Source organism: Corynebacterium incognita, from assembly GCF_014217255.1.
Classification (GTDB): Bacteria; Actinomycetota; Actinomycetes; order Mycobacteriales; family Mycobacteriaceae; genus Corynebacterium; species Corynebacterium incognitum.
The window spans coordinates 957,500-974,641 of sequence record NZ_CP059404.1; the positions used below are offsets into that span (position 1 = coordinate 957,500).

The 17,142-nt window shown below is 65.1% G+C and carries 14 protein-coding genes; 4 read left to right on the forward strand and 10 right to left on the reverse strand.

Features of this window, described 5'->3' with window-relative positions:
- The first annotated feature begins 11 nt into the window (after nt 1–11).
- Nucleotides 12–278 carry a hypothetical protein gene (locus H0194_RS04390; RefSeq protein WP_185176598.1) on the forward strand — a complete coding sequence of 89 codons (267 nt, stop codon included), beginning with the start codon at nt 12–14 and terminating at the stop codon, nt 276–278.
- Nucleotides 275–1,462, forward strand: a complete 1,188-nt coding sequence (locus H0194_RS04395) for an alpha/beta hydrolase (protein WP_185176599.1) — start codon at nt 275–277, stop codon at nt 1,460–1,462. Before H0194_RS04390 ends, H0194_RS04395 begins: the two co-directional genes overlap by 4 nt.
- Here the strand turns inward: H0194_RS04395 and exaC are convergent.
- The 5 genes from exaC to dnaK form a co-directional block, all read right to left on the reverse strand.
- Nucleotides 1,459–2,979, reverse strand: a complete 1,521-nt coding sequence (exaC, locus tag H0194_RS04400) for an acetaldehyde dehydrogenase ExaC (protein ID WP_185176600.1) — start codon at nt 2,977–2,979, stop codon at nt 1,459–1,461. The two genes, H0194_RS04395 and exaC, sit on opposite strands and share 4 nt — an antisense overlap.
- Nucleotides 2,980–3,212: 233 nt before the next feature.
- The gene (locus tag H0194_RS04405) at nt 3,213–3,635 is read right to left on the reverse strand and encodes a heat shock protein transcriptional repressor HspR (protein WP_185176601.1); all 423 of its coding nucleotides are present in this window, start codon (nt 3,633–3,635) and stop codon (nt 3,213–3,215) included.
- Between the two features lie 49 nt (nt 3,636–3,684).
- Nucleotides 3,685–4,866 carry a molecular chaperone DnaJ gene (dnaJ, locus tag H0194_RS04410; protein WP_185176602.1) on the reverse strand — a complete coding sequence of 394 codons (1,182 nt, stop codon included), beginning with the start codon at nt 4,864–4,866 and terminating at the stop codon, nt 3,685–3,687.
- Nucleotides 4,867–4,920: 54 nt separating this feature from the next.
- Nucleotides 4,921–5,613: a nucleotide exchange factor GrpE gene (gene grpE, locus H0194_RS04415; protein ID WP_185176603.1), complete on the reverse strand. Its 693-nt coding sequence runs from the start codon at nt 5,611–5,613 to the stop codon at nt 4,921–4,923.
- Complete coding sequence (gene dnaK, locus H0194_RS04420) at nt 5,614–7,461, reverse strand: molecular chaperone DnaK (protein ID WP_185176604.1); 1,848 nt, start codon at nt 7,459–7,461, stop codon at nt 5,614–5,616.
- A 477-nt stretch (nt 7,462–7,938) separates the two neighbouring features.
- On the opposite strand from dnaK, the gene H0194_RS04425 reads away from it, so the two are divergent.
- Both H0194_RS04425 and H0194_RS04430 read left to right on the forward strand, forming a co-directional pair.
- Complete coding sequence (locus H0194_RS04425; protein WP_185176605.1) at nt 7,939–11,379, forward strand: bifunctional proline dehydrogenase/L-glutamate gamma-semialdehyde dehydrogenase; 3,441 nt, start codon at nt 7,939–7,941, stop codon at nt 11,377–11,379.
- Between the two features lie 21 nt (nt 11,380–11,400).
- Complete coding sequence (locus tag H0194_RS04430; RefSeq protein WP_246389069.1) at nt 11,401–12,606, forward strand: AI-2E family transporter; 1,206 nt, start codon at nt 11,401–11,403, stop codon at nt 12,604–12,606.
- Here the strand turns inward: H0194_RS04430 and H0194_RS04435 are convergent.
- The 5 genes from H0194_RS04435 to H0194_RS04455 are packed head-to-tail and all read right to left on the reverse strand — an operon-like array spanning nt 12,584 to nt 17,018.
- A complete protein-coding gene (locus H0194_RS04435; protein WP_185176606.1) occupies nt 12,584–13,171 on the reverse strand; it encodes a nucleosidase in 588 nt (195 codons plus the stop codon). The genes H0194_RS04430 and H0194_RS04435 overlap by 23 nt on opposite strands.
- Nucleotides 13,172–13,189: 18 nt before the next feature.
- Nucleotides 13,190–14,080 carry a sulfite exporter TauE/SafE family protein gene (locus tag H0194_RS04440; protein ID WP_185176607.1) on the reverse strand — a complete coding sequence of 297 codons (891 nt, stop codon included), beginning with the start codon at nt 14,078–14,080 and terminating at the stop codon, nt 13,190–13,192.
- A gap of 6 nt (nt 14,081–14,086) precedes the next feature.
- On the reverse strand, nt 14,087–15,346 hold the full coding sequence (locus H0194_RS04445) for a sulfate adenylyltransferase subunit 1 (protein WP_185176608.1): 1,260 nt from the start codon (nt 15,344–15,346) through the stop codon (nt 14,087–14,089).
- On the reverse strand, nt 15,346–16,242 hold the full coding sequence (gene cysD / locus H0194_RS04450) for a sulfate adenylyltransferase subunit CysD (protein ID WP_185176609.1): 897 nt from the start codon (nt 16,240–16,242) through the stop codon (nt 15,346–15,348). The genes H0194_RS04445 and cysD overlap by 1 nt, the downstream gene beginning before the upstream one ends.
- Nucleotides 16,239–17,018, reverse strand: a complete 780-nt coding sequence (locus H0194_RS04455) for a phosphoadenylyl-sulfate reductase (protein ID WP_185176610.1) — start codon at nt 17,016–17,018, stop codon at nt 16,239–16,241. Before H0194_RS04455 ends, cysD begins: the two co-directional genes overlap by 4 nt.
- Between the last annotated feature and the right edge of the window lie 124 nt (nt 17,019–17,142).

Below are 17,142 nucleotides of genomic sequence, written 5' to 3' on the forward strand. Positions count from 1 at the left end.
ATGATGAGACCATGAACCTATTAACGATGACCTCGCACACTGCAACCGCCGTCACTGCCGCTCGGCGCCGCGGCAAGCACGCACTCTCTCAACAATCCTTAGCCGCTCCCCCACACACCGCCGCTGCCTTAAAGCGGGCGCTGCGGCGGTGGGCGGACGCCACCGCCGACGTCGAGCGCTCGCTGGACACTGAGCTTGACGACGTCGCCACGCTCCTGCGAACGATCAACCGCACCGACGACGACGCGGCGCAGGGATTGACGCGGAGGATGCCATGACACAGGTGACCAACTCGGCACTGTTGGAGCGGGCGGCTGACGCCCTGGTGGACGAGGACACCGGGCTGCGCCGCGTTGCCGCAAGTTACGGCAGGCGGTGGGACGGCCTGGCGCCGACGGGGCTCGGCGGCGCGGCGGCGACCGCGGCCACGGCGATGTTGCACCGTACAACGGGCGGGTTGGACCCGGTGGGCGCGGAAATGCTGGCGGTGGCCGGGCTGTTGCGCGCTAACTCGGAGGTGCAACGGGGCGTCGAGATGCTCCTCGAGCGCGCGGAGGATGCGGCCTACGCCGCTGCGCTGGCCGGGTGGGACGACAACCCGGCGGAGGCCGTGGTGCACCAGTTGCGCGCGCTGGGCGACGGCCTGGACTGGGCGTGCGCGCAGGGCATCGATGCCCTGTGCACACCGGAGCTGGCGGAGCCACCGCGGCGCCTCGACGAGCTGGAAACACTGCCGGCCGCAGCGGTTCACGAGGTGATGCTGGCGCAGGCACCGCCGGAGGTGCAGCGCCTGGCCGCCGAGAACCCGGACCTCGTCTTATTGGAGACCGGCGACGGGCACCTGGTGGCTGCGATCGGCGACATCGAAAGCGCGGACGAGGTTGCCACCTACGCGGCCGGGGTGGGCTCGTCGCGCGTGGAATCGTGGCCTACGCAGGTGAGCAATGCACGATCGCTCGCGCAGGCCACCGGCGGCGCGGCGGTGCTGTGGCTGGGATACAACGCCCCGGAGTCTCTCCCCCATGCCACGCACGCCGGCCCGGCGCGCCACGGGGGCCAGGCGCTTGCGCGCTTCCAGGCGGAGCTGGCGCGCCGCAACCCGCACGCGCACAAGACGGTGGTGGGGTTCTCCTACGGCTCCGTGGTCGCCGGTCACGCGGCCGCTGGCGGGTTGCACACCGACGACCTGGTGCTGGTAGGCAGCCCCGGCGCGGGGCCAGGGGTGACGTCCGCGGCCGATTACCAACTGCGCAGCGAGAACCCGCGCGTGTTTGCCACCTCCGGCCCGGCGGATGTCATCCGCTTTGCCACCGGCCCAGGCGGTGGGGTGCACGGGGTGGACCCCACCTCGCCGGGCTTTGGGGCGCAGCCGTGGCCGACGGAGTACTTCTCCAACCACACCGACTATTGGCGTAATCCGGAGTTCCTCGCCGGCTTTGAGCAGTTGCACCCTGCGCGTTAGAACAGGCCGGTGGGGTTCTGGTCGTAGGAGACGAGCAGGTTCTTGGTCTGCTGGTAGTGGGCGAGCATCATGAGGTGGTTCTCGCGGCCGATGCCGGACTCCTTGTAGCCACCGAACGCGGCGTGAGCCGGGTAGTTGTGGTACTGGTTCACCCACACACGGCCGGCGTGGATGGCGCGGCCGGCACGGTAGCAGGTGTTCGCATCGCGGGACCATACGCCGGCGCCGAGCCCGAAGTTGGTGTCATTGGCGATCTGGATGGCCTCGTCGAAGTCCGAGAAGGTCGCCACGGAAAGGACAGGGCCGAAGATTTCGTCGCGGAAGATGCGCATGTCATTGGTGCCCTTGAACACGGTGGGCTCGATGTAGTAACCGCCCTCGAGTCCATCGAGCGTATTCACATGGCCGCCCGTCAGGGTTTCCGCGCCTTCGTTGGGACCGATGGACAGGTACTCGGTAATTTTGTCCATCTGCTCCTGGGAGGCCTGCGCGCCCATCATGGTTTCAGTGTCCAGCGGGTCGCCGATCTTGATCTTCTTCACGCGCTCGATGGCCTGGGCGAGGAAGTCGTCCGCGATGGACTCATGGATGAGCGCGCGGGACGGGCAGGTACACACCTCTCCCTGGTTGAGGGCGAACAAGGTGAAACCTTCGAGGGCCTTCTGGAAGTAGGCGTCGTCGGCGTCCATGACGTCCGGGAAGAACAGCGACGGCGATTTGCCGCCAAGCTCGAGGGTGACGGGGATAATTTTGTCTGCGGCGGACTTGTTGATGATCTTGCCCACGGGGGTGGACCCGGTGAAGGCAATCTTGTTGATGCGCTCAGAGTTGGACAGCGCGACGCCCGCTTCCTCGCCGATACCGTTGACGATGTTGAGCACGCCGTCCGGGATGAGGTCGCCGATAATCTCCATGAGCAGCATGATGGAGGCCGGGGTCTGCTCGGCGGGCTTCAGGACGATGGCGTTACCGGTGGCCAGGGCAGGGGCAATCTTCCAGGCAGCCATGAGCAGCGGGAAGTTCCAGGGGATGATCTGGCCGACCACACCGAGCGGCTCGTGGAAGTGGTAGGCCACGGTGTCCTTATCCAGTTGGGATAGGGCCCCCTCTTGGGCCCGGATGGCGCTGGCGAAGTAGCGGAAGTGGTCCACGGCAAGCGGGATATCCGCGGCAAGGGTCTCGCGGACGGCCTTGCCGTTGTCCCAGGTCTCGGCCACGGCGATCTTTTCGAGATTCTGCTCCATGCGGTCGGCGATGCGCAGCAGGGTGTTGGCACGCTCAGTGGGCGAGGTCTCGCCCCAGGCGGGGGCGGCGGCGTGCGCGGCGTCGAGAGCCTTTTCAATGTCCGCGGCCTTGCCGCGGGCGACCTGGCAGAACACCTTGCCGGTGACGGGGCTGAGGTTGTCCATGTACTCGCCGTCAACAGGCGGCACCCATTGTCCGCCGATGTAGTTGTCGTAGCGCTCGCGGAATTCGACGACGGCGCCTTCGGTGCCGGGGTGTGCGTAGATAGTCATGGCTTTCCTTTCGGGACGTGCGGTAATCAGGCGGGAATCTCCCCAGAAAGAGACAGCCAGCACAATAATGCACCTGGTGTGACGGCTGACACCTTTCGCTATCCTACAAGTTACCGCGCCACCCCTCAGGCCGCTAGGGTTTTTCACAACACTTTTGCAAAAGTGTTGTGAAGAAAAGAAAGAAGCCCGCCTCCCTTGGTCGATTCCCAGGGAATGCGGGCTGGAACACCGCTTTAGCTGTGGCGCCGCCGCCGGCGCCGGGGGTTCCAGATGACCACCGAGGTGGTCGGCTCTACCGGCACCAACTCGCCACGGCGGGGCGGGCCTGCCTTGCGCAGCTCCGCCACTTCCGCCGCCAAGGCGTCGCGTTCCGCCTCAAGGCGGTCGCGCTCCTCGGTCAGCTCGATGATGGCCTTAATGCCAGCAAGGTTGACGCCCTCATCCTGCGAAAGCGCCTGGATCTTACGCAGCATGGAAATGTCCCGCGGAGAGTAACGACGCCCACCGCCTGAGGTGCGGGCTGGGGTAACCAGCCCGAGGCGATCATAGGTGCGCAACGTTTGGGCGTGCATGCCGGCGAGTTCCGCCGCCACGGAGATGACGTACACCTCGGTGGTGTCGGACTCGCGGTCCCTATGCCCTGAGTGCTCAACCATGTCTTCCACCTCCTTCACCGACAGCTACGCTCCCCCTTCGGGGACGAGCTTAGTTGCCCGCCCAGCCCGCGCGGGGATTAAATCCTGAGTCTTTTTCCGCCTGAGCGTACGTACGCAGGGCGCTCATGGCCGCCGGATCCAGCTTCTCCGGCACCACCACCTGCACCGTGACCAATAGGTCGCCGGACTTGCCGCCCCGGGTGGGCACGCCGCGGCCGCGCACCCGCAGGGTACGACCGTCCGGGGTGCCGGCCGGCACCTTGAGCCGCACCGGAGCATCCAGGGTGGGCACCGTGATGGTGTCACCCAACGTTAGTTCAGAGAAGCTGACAGGGACCTCGATGTGCAGATCATCACCGTCGCGAGTGAAGAGCTCATCGTCCTTGACGTGTACCAGCACGAACAGGTCACCCGCCGGGGTGCCGTTGGGTCCGGCTTCACCCTGGCCAGCCAGGCGCACCTTCTGACCGTCAATGACGCCTGCGGGGATGCGCACGCGAATCGAGCGGGAGCGGTGCACCGTACCGGAGCCAGAGCAATCCGGGCAGGGATCTACGACCTTGTTCACGGTGCCGCCGCAGTCCGTACACGGCGCAGAGAAAGCGAAGGCCCCGCGGTTTTCCGAGGTAAACCCGGTACCGCCGCACGTGGCGCACGGCGGCAAGTTCGCTGACTTCGAACCCGAACCGTGGCACGTGGTGCACGGCGCCTCGCCACTGAGCTGCAGGGGCAGGGTCGTGCCCTTGGCAGCCTCGCGGAAATCGAGGGTTACTTCGGTTTCGACGTCGGCCCCCCGCGACGGCCGAGCTGTGCGGCCAGCACCGCCGCCGCGGTTGAAAATGCCACCGAAGATATCGCCCAGACCGCTGTCCGCAGCTTGTCCTCCAGCGGATCGGAAGAAGTCGGAGAAGTCCGCTCCGCCCGGCGTCGCCGTCGAGCGAAACCCGCCGGGAAACCCGGCGCCTCCGTTCCGTCCGAAGACGCCGCCGGAGCCTAGCATCGCCTTGAACTGGTCGTATTCCTTGCGCTCCGCGTTGTCGCTGAGCACCTCGTACGCCTCCGCGGCGGCCTTGAACTTGTCCGCTGCGGCCGGGTTGTCTGGGTTCTTGTCCGGGTGGTTCTCCCGCGCTATCTGGCGGTAGGCGCGCTTGATCTCCTCCGGGGTCGCGGATGAGGAGACCCCCAGATCCGCGTAATAATCTTTATCTGCCCATTCGGGTTGTGCACTCACTGGGCATCTCCTCCTTTCCGGTTGTTGGTGTTGCAGCAGCGGTGGGCGTGCGATTTATTCGCTTGCTTCGCCGCTTTCTTCGTCTGTAGATGCATCCGCGATGATGACCAGGGCGTTACGCACCACGCGGTCACCGACCTTGAAGCCGCGACGGAGAACGGTTCCTACGGCCTGGGCTCCGCCGGTCGACAGGTCTTGCACGGCCTCGTGAACCTCGGGGTCGAAGGCGTCGCCTTCGGCACCGAAGGGCTGCAACCCCTGGTTGTCCAGGACTGACTGCAGCTTGTCCGAGATGGCTTTCAGCGGCCCCTCGTCCAAGTCGCCATGCTGGCGGGCCAGCTCCAGGTCATCGAGGATGGGCAGCATCTCCGTGAGCACCTTGGCCTTGGCACCGTCCACCACTGCCTGGCGCTCGCGCTCCACGCGGCGTCGGTAGTTGATGTACTCGGCGTTAAGGCGCTGCAGGTCCTCGGTGCGCTCGGCGAGCTGCTCCTCGACGGTGGGGCCTTCTTCGACTACCTCAGCAGCCTCAGCCTCATCGACCTTGGCGTCGGCCTCTGGGTCCGGCTCCGCCAAAGCGGCGTCGACGTCGGCCTCCAGAGTCGGATCCAGTTCCGGCTCGTCGGAGGATTCCTGCGCGGCAGCGGCCTCCTCGGCCGCCTGCTCCGCGGACTCCGCCGAGGTCGCCTCGGGATCCGTGTTCTCCGGGTCCCCGGGGTTGTCCGGCATATCGTCGCGCTCAGTCATTTACTTGTCACCATCCTTCTTGTCGCCGTCCTCGTCCTCGACGACCTCTGCGTCGACGACGTTCGGGTCCTCGGACGCGCCAGCAGCAGCGCCGGCCTCACCCTCAGCGGCCTGCGCCTCGTAGATCTCCTTGCCCATTTCCTGGGACTCGGTGGAGAGCTTCTCGACGGCCGACTTGATGGCCTCCAGGTCATCGCCCTTCAGAGCCTCGTCGACGGCGTCGGCCGCCTCGGTGACCTTGGTCTTGACGTCCTCGGAAACCTTGTCGGAGTTGTCCTCCAGGAACTTGCGGGTCTGGTAAGCAGTGTTCTCCGCGTTGTTGCGGGTCTCCTGCTCCTCACGGCGCTTCTTGTCCTCCTCGGCGTGAGCCTCGGCGTCCTTGACCATGCGCTCGATCTCTTCGTCAGAGAGGCCGGAGCCGTCCTGGATCTTGATGGTGTTTTCCTTGCCGGTGCCCTTGTCCTTAGCGGACACGGAGACGATGCCGTTGGCGTCGATGTCGAAGGTGACCTCGATCTGCGGCACGCCGCGCGGCGCCGGAGCAATGCCGCCGAGCTCGAAGGAGCCGAGCAGCTTGTTGGCCTGCGCCATCTCGCGCTCACCCTGGAAGACCTGAATCTGCACGGAAGGCTGGTTGTCCTCAGCCGTGGTGTAGGTGCGGGTCTTCTTGGTCGGGATGGTGGTGTTGCGCTCGATGATCTTGTCCATCACGCCACCCTTGGTCTCGATACCCAGGGAGAGCGGGGTGACGTCGAGAAGCAGGACGTCCTTGACGTCGCCACGCAGAACGCCTGCCTGGAGGGCAGCGCCCACGGCCACGACCTCATCCGGGTTGACGCCCTTGTTCGGCTCCTTGCCGGTGAGCTCCTTGACCAGCTCGGACACAGCCGGCATACGGGTGGAACCACCGACGAGGACGACGTGGTCCACATCGGAGACGGACAGCTCGGCGTCCTTGATCACCTGGTTGAACGGCGCCTTGGTGCGGTCCAGGAGGTCCTGGGTGATGCGCTGGAACTCGGAGCGGGTCAGGGTCTCGTCCAGGAAGAGCGGGGTCTTATCCTCGCTGACGGTGATGTAAGGCAGGTTGATGCTGGTCTGCTGGGAAGAGGAGAGCTCAATCTTGGCCTTCTCCGCTGCCTCCTGCAGGCGCGGCATCGCCATCTTGTCCTTGGTCAGGTCGATGCCGTTGGCGGCCTTGAACTTCTCCACCAGCCAGTCCACGATGCGCTGATCCCAATCGTCGCCACCCAGCTCGTTGTCGCCGGCGGTGGCCATGACCTCGACGACGCCGTCGCCGATCTCCAGCAAGGAGACGTCGAAGGTGCCGCCACCCAAGTCGAAGACGAGGATGGTCTGCTCCTGCTCGCCCTTCTCCAGGCCGTAGGCCAGCGCGGCCGCGGTCGGCTCGTTGACGATACGCAGGACGTTGAGGCCCGCGATCTGGCCAGCCTCCTTGGTGGCCTGGCGCTGTGCATCCTCGAAGTACGCCGGGACGGTAATGACGGCGTCGGTGACGCCCTCGCCCAGGTAGGACTCAGCGTCGCGCTTGAGCTTCATCAGCGTGCGTGCGGAGATCTCCTGCGGGGTGTACTTCTTGCCGTCGATGTCGATGGTCCAGTCGGTGCCGATGTGGCGCTTGACGGAACGGACGGTGCGGTCAACGTTGGTGACCGCCTGGTTCTTCGCGGACTGACCCACGAGGACCTCGCCATCCTTGGAGAAGGCGACGACGGACGGGGTGGTGCGGGCACCCTCAGAGTTAGTGATAACTGTGGCCTCGCCGCCCTCCAGAACGGAAACGACCGAGTTAGTGGTACCGAGGTCAATGCCTACTGCGCGTCCCATGAATTGTGCTCCTTTGAGGTTGTTGGTCTTTTTCTACGTTGGTTCGCTGTGCCAGCACCTGGGTTCTCACCCTGGTTGACTGCACCGGACTCAACTTACCGCGCCGACTATAGCAAGGAAGTTCGCCGACTGCATCAAACCTGAGTGCCGGTCACTCAACCTACACAACGGGCCAACTCCCAAAGTTGTTCCCAATCTGCTCAACTTTTTCAAATTGCTTCAAAACTGCAGGTCAAAGCACTGAGGGAACTCACCAAAAATTGATCCCCTGCTCGTATTGTGTAGTCGATATTGCTCGGGCTAACATTAGCGTGTCCATTGCAAGGAAAATCACAGTCAAAACAGAAAGTGGTGGTCATTGAACGCCAACTTCGGGAAACGACGGTTCCGCGGTGACCGTCCGCCAGTCTGACTCGGCACACCTTCATCCCCCCCTCAATTTCATCCCTCTTGGTTGCACATAAGGAATCCAAAAGAATGACCACCGCATTTGAGCGCCTCGCAGACTCCAACGACGTCGAGGCTGTAGTAGACAAGGCCATCACTCGCGCGCGCCAGTGGCTGGCCACCTCCGAAGGTAAGACCGATAAGTCGACCGAACAGCTTGCTAACATGCTGCGCGACCCACACGGCGTATCTTTCACCATGGACTTCGTGGACCGCGTCATGCGTCCTGAGGACGACAAAGTCGCCGCCCACGCCATGTCCCAGATCACCGAAAACCCGAAGTTCTTGGGCCCCATCAACGCCACCCTCGTGGGCTTGGGCGCTTTCTTCGGCCCCATCCTGCCGAACCTCGTCATGCCGCTGGCTCGCATGCGCATGAAGCAGATGGTGGGCCACCTCGTGTTGGACGCCGAGTCCGACGCGCTGAACAAGCTGCTGGACAAGGCCGCAGAAAAGGGCGAGCAGCTCAACCTCAACCTGCTGGGTGAGGCCGTGCTGGGCGAGGACGAAGCCCGCTCCCGCACCGAACGCACCCTGGGCCTCATCCGCAACCCGCGCGTGACCTACGTGTCCGTGAAGGCCTCCTCCCTGTGCGCCCAGCTCAACCACTGGGACTTCGAGGGCTCCCTGGTCCGCCTTAAGGACCGCCTGCGCCCCCTCTACCAGGAGGCCGTACGCCGCAACCCACAGGTGTTCATCAACCTGGACATGGAGGAATACCACGACCTCCACCTGACCATCCGCCTGTTCACCGAGCTGCTGGATGAGCCGGAGTTCAAGGACCTCGAGGCCGGCATCGTGCTGCAGGCCTACCTGCCGGACACCTTCGACGCCCTCGTGCACCTGGCCGAATACGCCAAGAACCGCGTGGCGAATGGCGGCGCCAAGATCAAGGTCCGCCTGGTGAAGGGCGCGAATCTGTCCATGGAGCACGTTCAGGGCGAGTCCCACGGCTGGGCCGTGGCACCGTACGAGACCAAGCCGGACGTGGATGCCAACTACTTCCGCCTGCTGGACTACATCATCCGTGAGGAGTACGCCGACTGCGTGCACCTGGGCATCGCCTCCCACAACCTCTACACCGCGGCACTGGCCTACGAGCTTGCCGCTGAGCGCGGCGTGACCCGCCAGCTCGATTCCGAGATGCTGCAGGGCATGTCCCCGGCGCAGCAGCAGGCAGTCCACGACGTCTTCGGCCGCCAGATCCTCTACACCCCGGTGGTGCACATGGATGACTTCGACGTTGCCGTGTCCTACCTGGTACGCCGCCTGGAGGAGAACTCTGCCTCCCAGAACTTCCTCTACGCACTGTTCGCCCCGGACGAGCCGGGCGAGGACCAGCTGACCCCGATCCAGGATCAGGAGCGCCGTTTCCGCGAGGCCGTGGAGAACCGCTGGGACACCTTCTCGGGCGCCAAGCGCACCCAAGACCGCAACGCCGAGGTCGGCTCCGGCCGCCAGGCCCCGCGCCTGGGCCGCTTCTTCAACGAGCCAGACACCGATCCGTCGCTGCTGGCTAACTCCGCCTGGGCCAACGAGATCGTGGCCCACGATCCGGGCGAGCACGGCATCGCCGAGGTCACGGACACCGCAACCGTGGACGCGGCCGTCGCCAAGGCGCGTTCCCTGGCCGCCGACTGGTCCGCCAAGTCCGGCGCCGAGCGCGAGGAAGTCCTGCACACCATCGCCGACAAGCTCGCCGACAACCGCGGCAAGCTCATGAACGTCATGGCGTACGAGGCCAACAAGACCGTCACCCAGTCCGACCCCGAGGTCTCTGAGGCCATCGACTTCTGCGTGTTCTACGGCCAGTCCGCACGACTGCTCGACAGCGCGCGTTCTCAGTTCACCCCGAACCAGGTCACCGTTATTACCCCGCCGTGGAACTTCCCGGTAGCCATCCCGGTCGGCGGCATCGTGTCCTCCCTGGCCGCAGGTTCCGCCGTCATCATCAAGCCGGCGCCGCAAGTCGTGCACTGCGCCAAGGTGGCCGTCGAGGCTATCCACGAGGCGCTCGACGCCCACGGCCTGGACCGCGACCTGGTCCAGCTCGTGCTCACCGACGAGGGCGAAGCAGGCAAGGCGCTCATCTCCCACGATGACGTTGACGCCGTCATCCTCACCGGCGCGTCCGAGACCGGACAGCTCTTCCGCGGCTGGAAGCCGAAGATGAACATCATGGCGGAGACCTCCGGCAAGAACTCGCTCATCATCACCCCGGCCGCCGACCCGGACCTGGCCATCAACGACCTCTACCTGTCCGCCTTCGGCCACTCCGGCCAGAAGTGCTCCGCGGCCTCCCTGGTCATCTTCGTCGGCGCCGCCGGCGAGTCCGCACGTCTGCGCAACCAGCTTCTCGACGCCGTGCGCACCCTCAAGGTAGGCCCGGGCTACGACATCACCACCACGATGAACGGCCTGGCTGAGCCGCCGAGCGAGAAGCTCCTGCGCGGTCTCACCCAGCTCGAGCCGGGCGAGACCTGGCTCCTACAGCCAGAGAAGCTGGACGAGGAAGGCAAGCTGTGGTCGCCGGGCATCCGCGACAACGTGCAGCCGGGTTCCTGGTACCACCTGCACGAGTGCTTTGGCCCGGTCCTGGGCATCATGCACGCCGAGACCCTAGAGCAGGCCATCGAGTGGCAGAACTCCACCGGCTTCGGCCTGACCGGCGGCATCCACTCCCTGGATGACGACGAGGTCGCCTACTGGATGGACAACGTCGAGGTGGGCAACGCCTACGTCAATCGCGGCATCACCGGCGCCATCGTGCAGCGCCAGCCGTTCGGCGGCTGGAAGAAGTCCGTCATGGGCCCGGGCGCCAAGGCAGGCGGACCGAACTACGTGGCACAGATGGGTACCTGGGCAGACGGCGACCTCGGTCCCGTGGACGTCGACTTGGCGCCGAACATCCAGTTCCTGCTCCGCACGCTGGGCGAGGGCCTGTCCGAGGAGGACGCGCGCTGGCTGTGGCGCGCCGCCGAGCTGGATCAGCTGGCATGGCAGGAAGAATTCGGCCGCGAGCACGACCGCACCGGTCTGCTGTCCGAGGCCAACATCTTCCGCTACAAGCCGCTACTGGAAGACCTCCGCGTGCGAGTGGGTGCGGGCTTTAAGCTTCGCGACGTCGCGCGCCAGGTCCTGGCCGCAGAGACCACCGGCGTAGAGATCGACCTCAATGCTCCGGCGGACATCGCCGCGGAACTGCGCGAGGCCGGCTTCGACGTCCGTGAGGCCAGCGCCGAGGACTTCGCTGCCGAACTGTCTAAGGCGGCGTCGGCACGCGTGCGCGCCATTGGCCAGGTGGAGGACACAGTCTACGAGGCGGCCGTGGAGTCCAACTCGGTCATCCTGGACCAGCCGGTGCTGGCCGACGGCCGCCGCGAACTGCTCCCCTACCTGCTGGAGCAGGCCGTATCCGTCACGATGCATCGCTTCGGTATCATCCGCGAGACGGGTCACATCGAGCGTTAATTTTGTGGCATAGTTGAGCGGGTGAGCACTGACAATAAAGCTGAAGCGAATGAGACAGACGCTACGCCCGACTTAACTCCCACCGAGACCCAGCCCGTGGATAAATCGGCGGTGTGGGCACGCGACGGCAAGTCCGTCGCCGCCTGGTCACTCCGGTTCATCCTCACGGTGCTGGGTCTTGCCTTGGCGGGCAAGCTGCTGTCCTATGTCTGGGACGGCGTTCTGCCCGTCATTTTGGCGATCCTGGTCACCACCGTGCTGTGGCCCGTGAACAAATGGCTGTTTCAGCACGGCTTCCCGCGCGCGCTGGCGGCGCTGACCACGCTGCTGGGGTTCTTCGCCATTTTTGGCGGCGTCATCGTGGCGATGGCGCCGGTAGTGAGCAAACAGGTCCCCGTTCTGGTGAACCAAACCGAGGAGGGGCTCCAGAAGCTCCTGGACTACCTGCAGGGCCCGCCACTGAACCTCCAGCTCAGCCAGATGGAGGCCTACACGGAGGACATCACCAAGGTCCTCAAGGAGCAAAGCTCCAACATTGCCTCTGGGGTCTGGACAGGTGTCTCCGCGTTCGGCAGCGTGGTGGTGGCCGTGGTCATCATGTTCATCGTGACGTTCTTCCTGCTGAAGGACGGCGACAGCTTCTTGCCGTGGATGCGCCGCTACACTGGCACCAAGATTGGCTCGCACCTCACTGAGGTCAGCAGCCGAATCTGGAACACCCTGTCCGGGTTTATCCAGGCGCAGGCGACCGTGTCGTTGGTGGACGCGATCCTCATCGGTGGCGGCCTCATGATCCTGAAGGTCCCCCTGGCGCTCGTGCTGGCGGTCATCACGTTCTTCGGCGGGTTCATCCCTATCATTGGTGCGTTCATCGCCGGCGCCCTGGCCGTGATCATCGCGCTCGTCTCCAACGGCCTCACCAACGCGCTGCTCGTGCTCGGCCTGGTCATCCTGGTGCAGCAGTTGGAGGGCAACGTGCTGCAGCCGATGCTGCAGTCCAAGGCAATGGGTCTGCACGCGGCCGTCGTCTTGCTCTCGGTCACCGTGGGCTCTGCGATGGCGGGCATCCTGGGCGCGTTCCTCGCGGTGCCCGTGGCCGCCACCGTGGCCGTCATCATCCGCTACCACGCTGAGACCGTGGCGCTGCGCGCCGGTGAGATCACGGCGGATGAAATGGAGCTGGAGTCCTTAGAAAAGGACGAGATTAGGACAGCCCTAAGTCGCTAATCGACGTCGCGAGCTGGCGTGCGCTGCGCTCCAGGACCTGCGCCCAGGTACCGTAGGACTCCTCGTTGGCGTTGTCACTGACCTGCTTGAGCAGAGTCACCGGCACGCCGAACTCGCGGCAGGCCGCGACGATAGCGTAGCCCTCCATGTCCACCAAGGTGGAGTGCTGGGCCAGCGTGCGACGCAGCGCCTCCTCGCCCACAAACTTATCGCCCGTCGCCAGCGCCGCGGTGGGCAGGCGGCCGGACACCTCGAGTTCGTACGTTTCCGGCAACAAGTAGCGGGAGACGTCGGAAAGCGTCTCTAGGTCGAAGTCATGTTTGGTCACCCGGTCAACCTCGAAGACGCCCGCCAGCCCGTCCACGAGCGCGCCAGCGGTGCCGATGTTGACCACGCGCGCGGGCAGCGCGTCACGGGCGGCCGCCTGCGCCAGAGTCTTAGTGACGGTGATGGCCGCCGGCACCGTGCCGATGCCCGTGATCAGCAACGGCGCGCCCTCGGGCACGTGGGCTGCCTCCGCATCCACCGCCGCGACAAACAGCGTGCGTCCTGCGAAACTTTCCATGGGTTCCTCCCCTTTTTGCTAGCTAGGTGCGACAGTTTTCGAGTAGGGCTGTCGCTTCCGGTAGTTCTTAAATCCCTTGTAGCCTAATGCTATTCCGGCCACCGCGATGATGGCGCGCAGCACCCACGCCACCGCGCCCGAGGCGTACAGCGCCACCGGGAGGTTCAAGAACACAATGAGCGTGCCCACGATGCCGCCCAGAACCACCGGGTTAAACTTCGTGACCAGCCAGGCCGCCAGCGGCGCGGCCACCACACCGCCGGAAAGCAGCGCGGCGATCATGAGCAGGTTGGGGATGAGCTCGTCCCACATGCCGATAACAAAACCGGCCGTCGCGGCCAACGTGACCAGGAACTCCGCCGTAGTCACCGTTCCCACCACGCGGCGCGGCTCAATGCGTCCGGCGGCCAGCAGCGTGGAGCTGGTGATCGGGCCCCACCCGCCGCCGCCCGTGGCGTCCACGAATCCGCCGAAAATTCCCAGGCCGCCCAGAAAGACTTTCGTATGCGGCACGTCCTTGACCACGCGCTCCAACTGGCCGCGGGAAAAACGCCACATCAAGTGCAGCCCGATCGCCGCCAATACCAGCGCGGTCAGCGGTCGGGCGCGGTCCAGCGGCAGGTGAGAGAGGAACGTAGCGCCTACAAACGAGGCCACCGCCCCCGGCAGGGACAGCGGCAGCACCACCGACCAGTCCACGTTGCCAAAGCGCCAGTGGCTGACACCCGAGACGACCGTCGTGCCCAGCTCCGCCGCATGCACTGCCGCGGAGGCCTGCGCCGGGCCGAGCCCGGCGAACATGATGAGCAGGGTCGTCGACGTAATGCCGAAGCCCATTCCCAGCCCGCCGTCCACGAGCTGCGCCACCAGGCCGGCGGCGGCGACCAACACGAGGGAAGCGAGCGGCATAAATCCTTAGCGTAGACGCTTGCCCACAAACCCCGCAGCTAAGGTGTTGCCGGAGGCCTTATCGACGACTAGGAACGCGCCCACCGCGCCCCGCGCCGCGTAGTTTTCCGCGGGCAGCGGGGACTGAGTGAGCAGGCTGACGTGCGCGATGTCGTTGAGGCCAACGCCGGTCGGAGCCGTGTCGTCCGCCACACCGTCCAAGTCCAGCGTGCGGGAGACCTCCTGCACGCGGGCCTTCACCAACGAGGTGCCGTAGCGCACGTGCACCATCGCGCCAGGAGTGATCTCCTTGTCCGTCAGGCCCACCAACGTGGCGTCGAACTCCGTGACCGCCGCCGGACGCTTGAGGGAGGCAATGAGATCGCCGCGCGCCAAGTCGACGTCGTCGGCGATGCGCAGCGTCACCGAGTCGCCGGACTCCGCCTTCTCGACGCCCCCGTCCGGCCCATCGATGCCGACGACCTCCGACTCGCGCCCCTCCGGCAACGACACCCTCTCCCCCACGGCCACCTGGCCCGCCGTCACGCGACCGGCGTAGCCCCGGTAATCCGAGGCGTGCTCGCGGATGACGTACTGGATGGGAAAACGGAAATCGAGCTCGTCGGCACGACCCCGGGACACCGGCACGGACTCGAGCACCTCCAACACCGTCGGCCCTTCGTACCACGGCATGTTCTCAGAACGCTCCACGACGTTGTCACCCAACAGCGCGGAAATCGGCACGACGGTCGTGTTCGCCACACCCAGGCGCTGCGCCATAATCTCAAAGTCCTCGGCGATCACCCGGAACTTATCCTCGGAGAAATCCACCAGGTCAATCTTGTTCACGGCCAACACCACGTGGTTGATCCCCAGCAGCGCCGCGACGTTGAGGTGGCGGCGAGTCTGCTCGACGACGCCGTAGCGGGCGTCGATAAGCAGCACCACCACCTGGGACGTGGACATACCGGTCACCGTGTTGCGGGTGTACTGGACGTGGCCCGGGCAGTCCGCCAGGATAAAGGCGCGCTGGTCGGTGGCGAAGTAGCGGTAAGCCACGTCGATGGTGATGCCCTGCTCGCGCTCGGCACGCAGGCCGTCGACAAGCAAAGAAAGATCCAAGCCGTCGAAGCCACGGTCAGTAGAGGTGCGCTCCACCGAAGCCAGCTGATCCGCCAACACCGACTTCGTATCGTGCAGCAGGCGGCCCACGAAGGTGGACTTACCGTCATCCACGCTGCCCGCGGTGCACAGGCGCAGCGTCTCGCGGTGAGTAATCTGTTCCATCAGAAGTAGCCTTCCTTCTTACGATCCTCCATGGCCGACTCGCTCAGGCGATCGTCGACGCGCGTGGCGCCACGCTCCGTCAGCGTGGACACAGCAATCTCCTCCAGCACCTCGTCCACAGTGGATGCGGTGGACTCCACAGCACCCGTGCAGCTCATGTCACCCACGGTGCGGTAGCGAACCTGCTTGGTCACCAGCTCCTCACCGTCCTTCGGGCCTCCCCACTCGCCAGGGGTAAGCCACATGCCGTCGCGGGCGAACACCTCACGCTCGTGCGCGAAGTAGATGTCCGGGAGCCTCAGGCCGCGGGCGCCGATGTACTCCCACACGTCCGCCTCGGTCCAGTTGGAGATCGGGAAGACGCGGATGTTTTCGCCCGGCAGCTTGCCACCGTTGTACAGATCCCACAGCTCAGGGCGCTGGCGGCGCGGATCCCAGCCGCCGAAAGAATCACGGACGGAGAAGATGCGCTCCTTCGCGCGCGCCCGCTCTTCGTCGCGGCGGGCGCCGCCCAGCACGGCGTCGTAACCGCGGTCGGCAATGGTCTCCACCAAAGGGACCGTCTGCAACGGGTTACGGGTGCCGTCCGGGCGCTCCTGCAACTCGCCGCGGTCAATCCAATCCTGAACCTTCGCCACGTGCAAACGCACGCCGGTCTCAGCTACCAGGTCATCACGGAACTGGAGAACCTCCGGGAAGTTATGCCCGGTGTCCACGTGAACCAGCTCAAAAGGCACCGCCGCCGGGGCAAAAGCCCGGCGCGCCAGCTCGAACACCGTCACCGAGTCCTTGCCGCCGGAAAACAGCAGGGCCACCTTGTCGAACTGGCCCGCCACCTCCCGCAAGATATGGATGGACTCGTTTTCTAAATCGCGCAAGTGAGGGGAAAGAGTCATGAGTGCAACCCGCATTCTGCCGCGTCGCTGGCAAAGACTCGGCCGGCGCGGGCGTCCTCGCCCTCACCCACCGGGAACGTCAACGGCGCGCAGCCAATAGAACGGTAACCTTTCAAAGTCAGGGGATGGATGATGAGAGCTTCGTCGGCGATAAACCGATCCGTGTCTTCCAACGTCCACGTAATCATCGGGGAAATCTTCAACCGCCCCGTGCGGTCCAGGCTCAGTGCAGGGGCCGTGGCGCGGTGCCCCGAGTCCGCTCGGCGCAAACCCGTCACCCAACCCACGTACGGCGACAGTGCCATGTTCAGCGGCTCCACCTTCCGCATGCGGTTATAGGATTCCAGATCCCAGGAATACATGCGCGGGCCGTAAATCTTGTCCTGCTCCTCCGGCGACAAGATCGGCTTGACCCGCACCAACTTCAGGTCCGGGTAGCGCTCCTCCACCTTGTCCGCGGTCTCCAGCGTCTCCGGGAAGTGGAAACCGGTGTCAATAAACAGCAGGTCCGCGTTGTTCAAGTGGCGGTGCGCCAGCTCCGCCAGGACAGTGTTTTCCATCGACATGGTCACCGCCAGCGCACCCGGGGCGTGCTCCTCGGCCCAGGCCATGATGTCGGTCGCGGGGGCGTCGTAAAGCTCATCGGCCCAGCGCTCCACCAACTCCGCGTTCCGCTGCGCAATGTCCGGGGACAAAGATTCCGTATCGTGGGTGCCTTCAGGGCTCAGCGACGCATCCCGCGTCCCCTTGCCCAACAGGCTAAAGCTTTCAGTCATGTCTTCCCACTTTAAGGGAGCAGGGGAACGCGCGCAGCCTTAACATTCAGGGCAACTCCCCACTTTCCGCCCCCACCCTTTAGGCTAAGTACCCGACGACGCAACAACACGACAAGGAGCGTGC

What these genes read in the sequence shown, in the direction of transcription:
- H0194_RS04390 (WP_185176598.1), top strand. Translation starts at nt 12, where the DNA reads ATGAACCTATTAACGATGACCTCGCACACTGCAACCGCCGTCACTGCC.
- H0194_RS04395 (WP_185176599.1), top strand. Translation starts at nt 275, where the DNA reads ATGACACAGGTGACCAACTCGGCACTGTTGGAGCGGGCGGCTGACGCC.
- exaC (WP_185176600.1), bottom strand. Translation starts at nt 2,979, where the DNA reads ATGACTATCTACGCACACCCCGGCACCGAAGGCGCCGTCGTCGAATTC.
- H0194_RS04405 (WP_185176601.1), bottom strand. Translation starts at nt 3,635, where the DNA reads ATGGTTGAGCACTCAGGGCATAGGGACCGCGAGTCCGACACCACCGAG.
- grpE (WP_185176603.1), bottom strand. Translation starts at nt 5,613, where the DNA reads ATGACTGAGCGCGACGATATGCCGGACAACCCCGGGGACCCGGAGAAC.
- dnaK (WP_185176604.1), bottom strand. Translation starts at nt 7,461, where the DNA reads ATGGGACGCGCAGTAGGCATTGACCTCGGTACCACTAACTCGGTCGTT.
- H0194_RS04425 (WP_185176605.1), top strand. Translation starts at nt 7,939, where the DNA reads ATGACCACCGCATTTGAGCGCCTCGCAGACTCCAACGACGTCGAGGCT.
- H0194_RS04435 (WP_185176606.1), bottom strand. Translation starts at nt 13,171, where the DNA reads ATGGAAAGTTTCGCAGGACGCACGCTGTTTGTCGCGGCGGTGGATGCG.
- H0194_RS04440 (WP_185176607.1), bottom strand. Translation starts at nt 14,080, where the DNA reads ATGCCGCTCGCTTCCCTCGTGTTGGTCGCCGCCGCCGGCCTGGTGGCG.
- H0194_RS04445 (WP_185176608.1), bottom strand. Translation starts at nt 15,346, where the DNA reads ATGGAACAGATTACTCACCGCGAGACGCTGCGCCTGTGCACCGCGGGC.
- cysD (WP_185176609.1), bottom strand. Translation starts at nt 16,242, where the DNA reads ATGACTCTTTCCCCTCACTTGCGCGATTTAGAAAACGAGTCCATCCAT.
- H0194_RS04455 (WP_185176610.1), bottom strand. Translation starts at nt 17,018, where the DNA reads ATGACTGAAAGCTTTAGCCTGTTGGGCAAGGGGACGCGGGATGCGTCG.